This window comes from Mycolicibacterium novocastrense, from assembly GCF_001570485.1.
Taxonomy (GTDB): Bacteria; Actinomycetota; Actinomycetes; order Mycobacteriales; family Mycobacteriaceae; genus Mycobacterium; species Mycobacterium novocastrense.
In genome coordinates, this window is the sequence record NZ_BCTA01000028.1 from 383,483 (window position 1) to 395,067 (window position 11,585).

An 11,585-nucleotide genomic window follows, 5' to 3' on the forward strand; every position below is an offset into this window, starting at 1 on the left:
ATCAGCCCGTCACCTTGACGAGCTTGAACGGCATGTTGATGAAGACCGGCTTGCTGACCCCGCATGCGCCACTCGGGCCGGTGGTCTGGTCTTCACCCGCCAAGGTCGTCGACGCGGGGTCGGTCATGCTGCCGTCCTCGTTGACGGGGACGAACCGGAACACCTGGAGACCCGGGGCTGCCGTGCCGTCCGGACACGGGATCCAGTTCTCGACCGTGTGCTTGACGTACCAGACGCCACCCGTCTTGTAAATCGTTGCGGTCCAACCGAAGTCGCTGACCACCGTGCCCGTGCACTCGGTCGGATAGCTGCATGTCGTCTCGATGGTCCAGGTGCTGCGCAGGCTGGCCTCATCGCGAAACATCTCGTTGGTCTTGGCGTATTCGCCGTTGGAGGTGGCGAGATAGCGGCCGTTGAGGCCCCAGTCGTGCTCGGTGGCGTGGGTGACGGCGGCCAACCCGATGCCCGCCGCGACGGCAGCGACGCCGCACCCTGCAAGTCCGGGCATCCGCATCGTCGCCTCCTTAGCGATCGTGGTGAAGCATCAACCTAGGCGCTGGTCTCGGGTCGAGTGTGACCGTCGTCCGCTCAGCGGAACGGCCGAATCCCGCTGAGCGGCATCATCGCCGTGGGCAGGCGAGCACCTGCGGTATCAAGGACCTTTGCCGCGCCCGCCGTCCGGAGGTCAACATGAAAGCCGCGCTCGTGGGCTTGGCACTCGCTTTGGTATCCGCGTTTGTCCCTGCCATCGCTTACGCCGACACTCCGTATGGCAACTTCCATCTGGTGATCGACGGGCGATACGACTTCCACACCTGGCTGTGGGCGGTGTCGCGCTGCCCCGGCGAATGCGTGCACGTACAAGCCATCCCGCAGCCCAATGCGAAGGCGTTCCCCTACAGCGGCGACGCGCGGTTGGTCGACGGACGCTACACGTTGACGGTCGACGTTCCCGACGGTCTGCGGTGCGGCAACGTCTACTACGGGCCGGTGGTCCCGACCCGCGACGTCTACTCGTGGGATGCAGCGACGCGATCGGGCACGCTCGAGTCGTCGTTCGCGACCGGGTGTGACGGCGCGCCGGGAGGAACCTTCACCTACCCGTTCAGCCTCGCACGCCTGTAGACGTCGCCGCGTCTCGGGGGAAATGGCGTGGACGTGAACGCCCGACGTCCCGTTGAATGCCAGCATGGTGAGCCAGGCCCGCAGCGGGGTGCTGATGGCGGTCGCGGCGATGCTGTCCGTGCAGACCGGCGCCGCGGTCGCGGTGATGTTGATCGACCGCATCGGTGCCGAAGGCGCGGCGTGGCTGCGCCTGGCGTGGGCGGGCGTCCTGATGCTCCTGATCGTCCGGCCGCGGCCACGGGCCTTCACCTGGGCGAGCTTTCGCATGTGCGTGGTGCTCGGCGTGGTCACCGCGGGCATCACCCTGCTGTTCATGGCCGCGTTGGCCCGCATTCCGTTGGGCACCGCCAGCGCGATTGAATTCCTCGGCCCGCTGGGCGTCGCCGTTGCGCACGGCACCGGGCGCAATCGCCTGGTGTGGCCGGGTTTGGCCGCGGTCGGAGTCCTTCTGCTCACCCAACCGTGGGCGGGCCATGTCGACCCGGTCGGCGTTTTGTACGCGCTGGCTTCAGCTGCCTGCTGGGCGGCCTACATCCTGTTGACCCAGCGGGTCGGTGATGAAGTGGTGGGGATGTCGGGACTGGCGGTGTCGATGCCCGTCGCAGGCATCGTGGCCACCCTGGCCGTCGGCCACCTGGTGCTACCGCGGCTTTCGGAGGACATCCTGTTGATCGGGATCGGCTTGGCGATCCTGCTGCCCGTCGTGCCGTTCGCGCTGGAACTGCTGGCATTGCGCCGACTGACCACCGCCGCGTTCGGAACGCTGATGGCGCTCGAACCGGGCTTCGCGATGGTCATCGGCCTGCTGATCCTGCACCAGGTGCCCGAACCGCTCGGCGTGCTCGGCATGTGCTTCGTGGTGGCCGCCGGTATGGGCGCCGCGCGCACCGGAGCCCGCACACCGCCGGTCCCCGTCGAAGTGGCGTGAAGCACCGACGAGCGTGCGTAAACTGCCGAGGAATCGCGGCGTGTCGTGGGCAGACTCGCACGCTCGCGGTGAGGGGAGGCGAGGTAGCGTCGCTAGACGTCGATCCGCTTGCGTCGGTACAGGGTTCCCGCCGCCAGCAGGACGAGGCTGATCACCAGGATCGCCGTGGCGAGGACGTTGATCTGCGGGGGCACCGCGGCCTTCACTGCGGCATTGACGTACAGCGGATAGGTCACGGTCGAACCGCTGACGAAGTAGGTGATGATGAAGTCGTCGAGCGACAACGCGAACGACAGCATGGCGGCCGCGACGATGCCGGGAACGATCAATGGAAGCGTCACCCGGAAGAACGTGCGGGTGGGGCTGGCGCCGAGGTCCATCGACGCGTCCTCCAGAGTCCAGTCGAAGCCGCGCACCCGCGCACGCACCGTCATCGCGATGAAGCTGACCTCGAATGCGATGTGGGCCAACACGATCGTCACATAGCCGGTCGCCCAGCCGAGGTCGAGAAACAGCACCAGCAGCGCGGCACCCATGACCACCTCGGGCGCCGTCAGCGGCAGGACGAGAAACGTGTCGACCGCGCGCTGTCCCCGCCACCGTTGGCGCACAAGGGCTATGGCCACCAATGTACCCAGTACCAACGCCACCGCGGTGGAGACTGCGGCGACGTTGATGCTCAGCTTCAGCGCCTCGGTCAGCGCGGGATACTTGAACGGATCGGCCCAGTTGTCCAGGGTGAAACCCTGCCAGCTGTAGTTGAACTTGCCCTTCGGATCGTTGAACGAGAACAGCACGATCACGAAAATGGGCAGGAACAAATACAGCAGCACGAGCCCCGCGACGATCCGCAGCAGCCAGTCGCCCCACCGCGGCGATCCCTTGACTCTTTTGGCCGGCGTGAGGCTGGTCGCCGCTTCCAGGGCCTGGACGGTCATACGAGTTCCTCCGTGCCCAATGCCCGGGTGTAGAGCAGGACACCCACCAGGATGATGCCCATCAGCACCATGCTCAGCGCCGCCGCGGCCGGATAGTCCTTGACGACCAGGAACTGCTGCTGAATCACGTTGCCGATCATCGTCGTTTGGGTGCTGCCCAGATACTCGGCATTGATGAAGTCACCCGCGGCCGGGATGAAGACCAGCAGGCTGCCGGCCAGCAGGCCGGGAAGCGACAGCGGCAGGATGACCTTGGTGAAGCTGCGGGTATTCGACGAGTACAGGTCCTTGGAGGCTTCGATCAGCCGCGGATCGATCTTCTCCAGGCTGACGTACAGCGGCAGGATCATGAAGATGATCCAGTTGTAGGTGAGGCCACCGATGACCGCCCAGCTGGTGGACAACAGCCGCCCGTCGGCCGGCAACAGCCCGATCGCGCCCAACGCCTCGACCACCCAACCGTTGTCGGCCAGAATGGTTTTCCACGCGATCGTGCGGATCAGGAACGTCACGAAGAACGGCAGGATCACCAGACCGAGGATGAGGTTCTTGAAACGCCCGGCCTTGAACGCGATCACATACGCCAGGGGAAACGACAGCAGCACGCACAGCACCGTCGCGGTGGCGGCGTAACCGAACGACCGCAGTATCTGCTCCTGATACTTGCTGAACGCCTCGGCGTAGTTTCCGAAGTCCCAGGAGAACGTCAGTGTCGGAAGGAAAATGGAGCCGCTGGTCGTCGACAGCGACATCCGCGCCAGGGAGATGAACGGGACGACGAAGAACACCGCGAGGTACACCATCGCGGGCAGGATCATCAGATACGGGGCGATCCTGCTGCGCTGTCGGCCGCTACTGGCGACTCCTGCCATGCATCAACCGCCGGTGACTTCGGCGTACATCGAGGCGTACTGCTGCTTCTGCTCGTCCTCGAGCGGAGCCCAGGCCGTGATCCGGTCGAGCGTCGATTGCGGAGGATTGATCAGCTCGTTCTTGCCCAGATTCGGGTCGATCTGGTCGAGTTCTGCGGTCATGTCCGAGAGGACCGGAACGAACTGTGTGAAGGCGATGAGCTTGGCGTAGTTGGCCCGGTCGTAGACAAAGTCGATCCACGCCTCGGCGGCCTTCTGGTTCTGCGTGGTGTAGGGGATCACCATGACGTCCAGGAAGTCGGTGCCGCCGGATTCGGGAACCACGAACTGCAAGTCGGGGTTGTCAGCCTGCAACTGCACGACGTCACCCGAATAGGCTTGCGCGATCACGACATTGCCCGCCGCCAGATCGTCGGCGTAGTCGTTGCCGGTGAACCGGCGGATCTGGCCGCGGTCGTTCTGTTCGCGGACGAGGTCCACCGCCTTGCGCACCGATTCGGTGCTCGGCGAGGCAGGGTCCCCGCCCTGGGACTGCATGACCATGCCCAAGCCGTCCTGGAAGTCCGAGAGCATACTGACGCGGCCCTTGAACGCCGGGTCCCACAGGTCGTCGATCTTGGTGACGTCGCGGCCGGTGGCGGCGCGGTTGTAGGCCAGGCCGACCATGCCGGTCATGTATGGCGCGCTCCACTTGCGGCCCGGGTCCATCTGCGCGTCGAGCAGATCGGGCCGCAGGTTCTTCTTGTTCGGAATGCCGTTCTCGCTGAAGTCGTTGACCCAGTTCAGCTTCCGGATCTGCGACGCCATGAACGCGGTCGGCACCACGAGGTCGGTGCCGATGTCCTGCTTGCGCGACAACGGCTCCTTGACCTTGGCGAACCACTCCTCGTTGTCGTTGAAGTCCTCCTTGTAGTCGACGGTGATACCCGACGCCTGCTGGAAGGCGGCGATGAATCCCTCGGCCATGTACAGCGGCCAGTTCGAGATCCGCAGTGTGCCGCTCGCCGGCCCGCCTTCCTGAGTCGTGGTGCCCGAGGTGCCGCTGTCTGATCCGCACGCCGCCAGGAATGACGGGCCGAGGACCACGGCGGCGGCCGCAGCCGCGCCTCCGCCGATGAAGCGGCGACGCGACGTGCGGTTGGCGGCGAAGCGGGCGAGGCGGGGATCCATCTCATGGGGCATGGCGGGCAGTGCCTTTCGTTGGAGGGAGGGGAGGGGCCGACAACTTCCGAGTCGTAGCTCAGGGCGGTGTCGGATCGCCGGGGGTGACGATTCAGGAATCGTCGAGCATCTCCTCGAGATCCTCGGCGGTCGGAATGTCGGCCGCGGGCAACACCAGTGACGCGTCCGGGCTCCAGCAGACATGCACTTGGTCGCCGGGGCGCAGCATCGGCAGATCCTCCTCGGGACCGATGTGGGCGATCATCGCCGAGTCGTCCGGCGCGGCCAGCGACAGCCGCACCACCGGGCCCTGGAAGGTCAGGTCGGTGACCGTCGCGTGCACACCGACGAGCTCACCGGTCGGCGCGTCCATGCACACGCGAATCCGCTCGGGCCGCACCATCAACGTCGCGTGCCCTCCGGGTTCGATCGTGGTCTCGCCCGGCCGCGCTTTCAGCGTCGAGCCCAGCACCTCGATCTCGACGTAATCCCGGTTGGCCCTGCCGGTCTGGCGGCCGGCCCACAGGTTGGCCTGTCCGATGAAGCTGGCGACGAACACCGTGGCGGGCCGGTCGTATATCTCGGTCGGCGTACCGATCTGGTCGACGTTGCCGGCGTTCATGACCGCGATTCGGTCGCTCATTGTCAGCGCTTCCTCCTGGTCGTGGGTCACGTAGATGAATGTGATCCCCACTTCGCGCTGGATGCGCTTGAGTTCGAACTGCATCACCTGACGCAGCTTGAGGTCCAGGGCGCCGAGCGGTTCGTCGAGCAGCAGTGCGCTCGGGTAGTTCACCAATGCGCGCGCCAGCGCGACGCGCTGTTGCTGCCCGCCCGAGAGCTGGCCGGGGCGGCGATCGGCGAAATCCGTCAACCGGACGATCTCGAGGAGTTCGTCGACCCGCTTGCGGATCTCATTTTTGGCCAGCTTCTTGCTTCGGGGACCGTAGGCGACGTTGTCCCAGACAGACATGTGCGGGAACAGCGCATAGTGCTGAAACACCGTGTTGACGTTGCGTTTGTGGGGCGGGACCTTCGATACGTCGACGCCTTCGAGGCGGATCGCGCCGGCGGTGGGGCTCTCGAACCCGGCGATCATGCGCAGGGTGGTCGTCTTGCCGCAGCCGGATGGACCGAGCAACGAGAAGAATTCGCCCGAGGCGATGGAGAAGTCCGCTTCGGCCACGGCGACGTAGTCGCCGAAGCGCTTGGTGACGTGGTCGATCTCGATGACCGGGGCGCCTGTCCGGCGGGGCGCCTCGTTGTGTCCCGATGATTGGTCGACGGCGGTGGTGTGTGTGCCGGTCAGTGCGGGTCCTCCTCCGGACAGCCCCCCGAGCTGTGGGTAAACAATCGCGGATCGAGCGGTCGTTCGCAAGCGATTCCGCAGGGAATTTACATATTCACAATGGAATCCTTCGTCTGGCGTGACCACGGACACCAAATTCGCTGCCGCCGGACAGTCGTCGACCTGGCCCCTGGACCGCAGCCGGCGCCGACGCTGAACCGGTGTCTGGATCAGTTTCGCAGCCCGCCCCGCCATGATCGGGCGAAACGCCGTTTACCTGCCCCGCTTCGTGGGGTACGGCACTAGTCATGGCAGCAGTGGACGTTTCGGTGTCGTCGGACCTGAGCCCGCACAAGGCGTGGGAGCTGGCCTCGGACCTGAGCCGGTTCGACGAGTGGCTGACGATCTTCGGTGGGTGGCGCAGTGAGGTGCCCTCCGAGATCGAGGTCGGGACATGCGTGTCGTCGCTGATCAAGGTCAAGGGATTCCGCAACACCATCCACTGGCAGGTCACGCGCTACGACGAGCCCAAGGTCGTCGAGATGGTCGGCCGCGGCCGCCCGGGCATCCGAATCGGGTTGACGCTGTGCGTCCGCGCGGACAACCCCGGCTCGACGTTCCAGGTGGTCGCCGACCTCTCCGGCGGGCTGTTGAACACGCGCATCGGCAATCTGGTGGCCAAGGTGATCGAATCCGACGTGCGCAAGTCGGTCAGCAATCTGGCCGCGCTGCACTGACCAACGGCATCGCCGGCTGGCGCGTCAGCCCCACTCGTGGTTCATGGCACGCGTTTCGTAGCGCGCCTCCACGGAATCCATCGGCCGTGACGACGGACGCGACGCGGCGATCAGGACCAGTGCGAGCGTCGACGTGATCGCCCCGCCCAGAAATATCGCGACGAAGCTGTTCTCCATCGGCACGCCCGTTCCGGGCACCGAGCGGCTGAGCAGCATGGCGACCACCGCTGCCGCGATCGAACTGCCGATTGTGCGTGCTATCGCGTTCATGCCCGTTGCCACGCCCGTTTCGCCGGCGTCCACCTCGCTGACGACCAGCGCGGGCAGCGCGCCGTAGCCCAGGCTGATGTAGGCGTTGGCGAGAATGCTCGCGACGATGATCTGCCAGGTGTGCGAGTGCACCAACGCGACGAACAGGAATCCGGCGATGCCGGCGATCGCCGCCACGAGGAGCACCGGTCGAGCGCCGAAGCGGTCGATGAACCTGCCGCTGACCAACGCGACGACGAAGCCGGTGAACGCGCCGGGAAGCAGATAGACCACGCTGGCTTCCAGCACGGTCGCGCCGAAGCCGTAACCCGCTGCCTCGCGCGGGATTTGAACGAAGAGCGTCAACCCGAGGAACGCGAAGTACAGCCCCATGCCGACGAAGATCGTCGCGACGTTGGTGAGCAGGATCGGTCGCCGGGTGAGCATCGACGTCGATACCAGCGGTCGGCTGATGTGACGCTCCCACCACCACCAGCCGGCGAGCACTGCCAATGCACCCAGAACGCAGCTCAGGGTGGCAGGCGATGCCCAGCCCCACGTCTGCCCCTGGCTGATCGCCAACAGCAGCGCCGACAGTCCCACCGCCAAGCCCACCGCTCCCAGCCAGTCGATCGATCCGGCAACGTGGCGCGGCCGTCGTGGCACCACCAGAAGCACGATCGCGATCACGGCCACGGTGAACGCGGTCGTCAACCAGAACACCCGGTGATAGCCGGCGTCGCCGGTCATCAACAGTCCGACCACGACCAGTCCGGTTCCGCCGCCGAATCCCAGCGTGCCGGACAGCACCGCCATCGCCGACATCAGACGATCGGGGGGCAGGTCCTCGCGCAGGATCGCAATGCTGATCGGGTAGAGCGCGAACGAGGCGGCCTGAAGCACGCGGGCGACGATGAGCAGTTGCAGAGACGACGTCATGGCCGCCAGCAGTGATCCGGCCAGCACGACGACGAGCACGCCCAGCAGGACGCGGTGCTTGCTGTGGAGGTCGGCGAGCCGGCCCAGTAGCGGCGTGGCCGCGACGGCGGCCAGCAGGTTGGCGGTGACCGCCCAGCTCACGCCGACGATGGACGCGTCGAGTTGGTCGGCGATGATGCCGAGCACCGGGACGACGGCGGTCTGCAGCACCGCGACGGTGAGCACGACGATCGACAGCCCGGCGACCAGTAGGCGAGGGGAGCGCTCTCGACCGATCGTGGGCGACTGCGCCGCGCCGGTGCCGACCACAACCGCTCCGATCCTTAGATGACCTTCCGTTTCGTCGATTATGTCCGCGCGTTCCTCGGGCACCCGTACCGGGCGGTGCAGACGTCGCGGCTACGGTTCGCTGTTGACGACGGGTTGGGCCGTGGTGCTGATGAAATCGTCGAGCAGATCCACCACGGCGTTCGGCCGCTCGACGTGGGCGAAATGCCCGACACCCTCGAGCACTTCCACCCGGCATTCGGGCCGCGCTTCATGCGCCGCGTAGGCATGGGCGACGGGGATGATCCGGTCCTCGTCGCCCCAGATGGCCATGATCGGCAGCTCGTTGGCCACGTGCAGACGGTTCAACGCGCTCACCGCTTGGCCGCGATAGTCGACGACCGAGCGCAGGGTGCGAAGGAAGGCATGGCGCGTCTGGGCGTCCGCCAGCGAGGAATAGGCACTCCACATCTCCGCCCCGCGTGGCGACTGAATGCCGGCCGTGCCGAACCAACCGCGCAGCTTGTTGCCGACCGTGAGAACCGGTGGGGGTGCGATGGCGGGCAGGATGAACTCGGCTCCCGGCGCCGACAGCAGGCGAAGCGTCCAGCCGACGTCGGGGCCCAGGCCGCCGCTGCTGATCAGGACGAGGCGCTGGCAGTAGTCGGGATGCTGATAGACGAACTGCATGGCCACTCCGCCGCCGAGCGATTGGCCGACGATGGTGGCCTTGGAGACGCCGAGTTCGTCGAGCAGGTCGCGCAGCCACACCGCGAACGCGCCCAGCGAGTAGTCGCCGCGGGGTTTGTCCGATTGGCCGTGCCCCAACAGGTCGGGCGCGATCACGCGGTACCGCCGTGACAGCTGCGGGATCACCGCCCGCCACGTCTCCGAACTTCCGGCCATCCCGTGGATCAGCAGCAGTACTTCCGCACCGCTGCCGACGTCTCGGTAGGCGACGCGATCGCCGTGCAACTCCAGATAGTCCATCTCGGTCATGAGCGTGGTCCCTTCCGGTAGGCATCTATACCCGGATCGGGACGCACATATCGCTCGGACGGTCAGGGATCGGCGTGTTCGGCGGCGAGTTGCTCGACCGATACGCCGTCCACCAGCCGGTCCAACGCACCGGTCATCGTCGGGCATTCGCGGGCGGGGTGCTCGGAGGGGCAGTGCAGGGCGTGCGTGAGGAACTGCTGGGCTCCGCGCGCCTGCGCGATCACGTCGTCGAGCTGGCTGATCTGCCGGCGCACGAGTTCGCGCCACTGCGGACTGGGCGCATCCAGGACTGCCGCAGCGGTGTCGAGCGGCAATCCCAGCTTGTTGAAGATTTTCAACAGTGCCAGGCGGCGCAGTTCGTCGGCTCCGTACATGCGCCGCCCAGCCTGCCGATTCGGGGGACGAACCAGGCCGCGTTCGTCGTAGTAGCGCAGCGTCGACGGCGCCATCTGCAACCGGGCGGCGGCCTCGCCGATGGGGATCGCGTCCATGCCGCCATTTGACTTCAAGCCGACTCGAAGCGGCAAGCTTGTGATCATGACTGCAGCCGAGAACCTGCCCGTCAACCATCACGCCGACCATCCCGGTTTCTCCGGCCCGATGGGTGCGCTGGTCGGGCTGGTGTTGATGCTCATGGGGCGGCCGAGCGCGCGTCTTGCAGCGGACCTCGCTGAGGTGTCGGCCGCGGACACCGTGGTCGACATCGGGTGCGGTCCCGGTTCTGCGGTCCGCGAGGCCGTCCGCCGCGGTGCGGTCGCGACGGGGGTCGATCCGGCGCCGGTGATGCTCCGGCTCGCCCGCATGTTCACACCCGACGGTTCTGTCGCGTGGACGACGGGGACCGCCGAGCGCGTGCCCTTGTCCGACCAGTCGGCGACGGTGGTGTGGTCGCTGGCGACCGTGCACCACTGGCAGGACGTTGGCGACGGGCTCAGCGAGGCGGCTCGGCTGCTGGTTCCCGGTGGGCGCCTGCTCGCCGTTGAACGACAGACGAAACCGGGCGCGACGGGCCTGGCCAGCCACGGGTGGACGCGCCGGCAGGCCGACGCGTTCGCGGAGCTGTGCCGTTCGGCGGGTTTCGTGGACGTGACGGTCGGCGGGCACAAAGCGGGGCGGCGCGACGTGTGGGCCGTCCGGGCCGTTCGTCCCTGAGCGGCCGCGGCCGACCTCCGGCGCCGAGTGTGCGTCTGCTAGACCTGAAGACTGCACGCCAGCGCACGATGGGCCTGCGGACACCTCGCCAATCGACCTAACACGTTCTCTGACAGGACATTACGGAAGGACTAGCGAATGAAGACAGCGGTCGTCACCGGCGGCGGCTCGGGGATCGGACGCGCGATCGTGGAAAGGTTGCGCGCCGACGGTCACCGCGTCGCCACGCTCGACCTGGCGCCGAGCGACGAGGAGCTCGCCTTCACCGCGGATGTCACCGATCGCGGTCAGGTCGACGCCGCGCTGTCGGCGGTCCGTAGCCAGCTGGCGCCGGTGGCGATTCTGGTCAATGCGGCGGGCCTGGACGGGTTCTCGCGGTTCGCCGACATCACGTTCGAGCAATGGCAGCGCGTGGTCGACGTCAATCTCAACGGCGTCTTTCACTGCGTGCAGGCGGTATTGCCGGACATGGTGGACGCGGGTTGGGGCCGGATCGTCAACATCTCGTCGTCGAGCACGCATTCCGGCGCGCCGTACATGGCGCACTACGTGGCGGCAAAATCCGCGGTGAACGGGTTGACGAAGACGCTGGCGCTCGAATACGGGCCGGTGGGCATCACGGTCAACGCGGTGCCGCCGGGTTTCATCGACACGCCGATGCTGCGGGCGGCGGAGGTGCGGGGTCACCTCGGTGACATCCAGGCGACGATCGACGCGACCCCGGTGCGCCGCATGGGTAAGCCCGAGGACATCGCGGCCACATGCGCGTTTCTCGTCTCAGAAGAAGCCGGGTACATCACCGGTCAGATCATCGGCGTCAACGGTGGCCGCAACACCTAGCCTCGATCTTTCGTGATGATCGGTTGATGACGGGCGTGTAATGCACGGAAGTGCCTGTCCTGCTTGAGAAAATCGGCTTGTCTAGGTCCA

Annotated in this window: 13 protein-coding genes; 5 read left to right on the forward strand and 8 right to left on the reverse strand. The window is 66.5% G+C overall.

The window, feature by feature from the left end:
* Position 1: 1 nt before the first annotated feature.
* Positions 2–514 (reverse strand): Rv2253/PknI dimerization domain-containing protein, encoded by a 513-nt coding sequence (locus RMCN_RS12455; RefSeq protein ID WP_110765819.1) that lies wholly within the window; start codon positions 512–514, stop codon positions 2–4.
* 176 nt (positions 515–690) lie between these two features.
* Between RMCN_RS12455 and RMCN_RS12460 the strand changes: the two genes are divergently transcribed.
* Both RMCN_RS12460 and RMCN_RS12465 read left to right on the forward strand, forming a co-directional pair.
* The gene (locus RMCN_RS12460) at positions 691–1,125 is read left to right on the forward strand and encodes a hypothetical protein (RefSeq protein WP_067389431.1); all 435 of its coding nucleotides are present in this window, start codon (positions 691–693) and stop codon (positions 1,123–1,125) included.
* A 64-nt stretch (positions 1,126–1,189) separates the two neighbouring features.
* Positions 1,190–2,053, forward strand: coding sequence for an EamA family transporter (locus RMCN_RS12465; protein ID WP_067389433.1), 864 nt, complete (start codon positions 1,190–1,192; stop codon positions 2,051–2,053).
* Between the two features lie 92 nt (positions 2,054–2,145).
* On the opposite strand, the gene RMCN_RS12470 is transcribed toward RMCN_RS12465, so the two are convergent.
* From RMCN_RS12470 to RMCN_RS12485, 4 genes are all read right to left on the reverse strand, one after another.
* Positions 2,146–2,991: an ABC transporter permease gene (locus RMCN_RS12470; RefSeq protein ID WP_064413237.1), complete on the reverse strand. Its 846-nt coding sequence runs from the start codon at positions 2,989–2,991 to the stop codon at positions 2,146–2,148.
* A complete protein-coding gene (locus tag RMCN_RS12475) occupies positions 2,988–3,863 on the reverse strand; it encodes an ABC transporter permease (RefSeq protein ID WP_064413236.1) in 876 nt (291 codons plus the stop codon). The genes RMCN_RS12470 and RMCN_RS12475 overlap by 4 nt, the downstream gene beginning before the upstream one ends.
* A gap of 3 nt (positions 3,864–3,866) precedes the next feature.
* A complete protein-coding gene (locus RMCN_RS12480) occupies positions 3,867–5,045 on the reverse strand; it encodes a polyamine ABC transporter substrate-binding protein (RefSeq protein ID WP_067389435.1) in 1,179 nt (392 codons plus the stop codon).
* Between the two features lie 91 nt (positions 5,046–5,136).
* Positions 5,137–6,255, reverse strand: a complete 1,119-nt coding sequence (locus RMCN_RS12485; protein ID WP_067389551.1) for an ABC transporter ATP-binding protein — start codon at positions 6,253–6,255, stop codon at positions 5,137–5,139.
* Positions 6,256–6,620: 365 nt separating this feature from the next.
* On the opposite strand from RMCN_RS12485, the gene RMCN_RS12490 reads away from it, so the two are divergent.
* Entirely contained in the window at positions 6,621–7,049 is a 429-nt protein-coding gene (locus RMCN_RS12490; RefSeq protein WP_064350137.1) for a type II toxin-antitoxin system Rv0910 family toxin, read from the forward strand.
* A gap of 24 nt (positions 7,050–7,073) precedes the next feature.
* On the opposite strand, the gene RMCN_RS12495 is transcribed toward RMCN_RS12490, so the two are convergent.
* The 3 genes from RMCN_RS12495 to RMCN_RS12505 all read right to left on the reverse strand — a co-directional run bounded on the left by RMCN_RS12495 (position 7,074) and on the right by RMCN_RS12505 (position 9,994).
* Positions 7,074–8,546 (reverse strand): MFS transporter, encoded by a 1,473-nt coding sequence (locus tag RMCN_RS12495; RefSeq protein WP_067389437.1) that lies wholly within the window; start codon positions 8,544–8,546, stop codon positions 7,074–7,076.
* Positions 8,547–8,636: 90 nt separating this feature from the next.
* Complete coding sequence (locus tag RMCN_RS12500; protein WP_067389439.1) at positions 8,637–9,503, reverse strand: alpha/beta fold hydrolase; 867 nt, start codon at positions 9,501–9,503, stop codon at positions 8,637–8,639.
* A gap of 62 nt (positions 9,504–9,565) precedes the next feature.
* The gene (locus RMCN_RS12505) at positions 9,566–9,994 is read right to left on the reverse strand and encodes a MerR family transcriptional regulator (protein ID WP_067389441.1); all 429 of its coding nucleotides are present in this window, start codon (positions 9,992–9,994) and stop codon (positions 9,566–9,568) included.
* A 46-nt stretch (positions 9,995–10,040) separates the two neighbouring features.
* Between RMCN_RS12505 and RMCN_RS12510 the strand changes: the two genes are divergently transcribed.
* Both RMCN_RS12510 and RMCN_RS12515 read left to right on the forward strand, forming a co-directional pair.
* Complete coding sequence (locus RMCN_RS12510; RefSeq protein ID WP_067389554.1) at positions 10,041–10,655, forward strand: class I SAM-dependent methyltransferase; 615 nt, start codon at positions 10,041–10,043, stop codon at positions 10,653–10,655.
* A 138-nt stretch (positions 10,656–10,793) separates the two neighbouring features.
* Entirely contained in the window at positions 10,794–11,495 is a 702-nt protein-coding gene (locus RMCN_RS12515; RefSeq protein WP_067389443.1) for an SDR family NAD(P)-dependent oxidoreductase, read from the forward strand.
* The last annotated feature ends 90 nt before the right edge of the window (positions 11,496–11,585 follow it).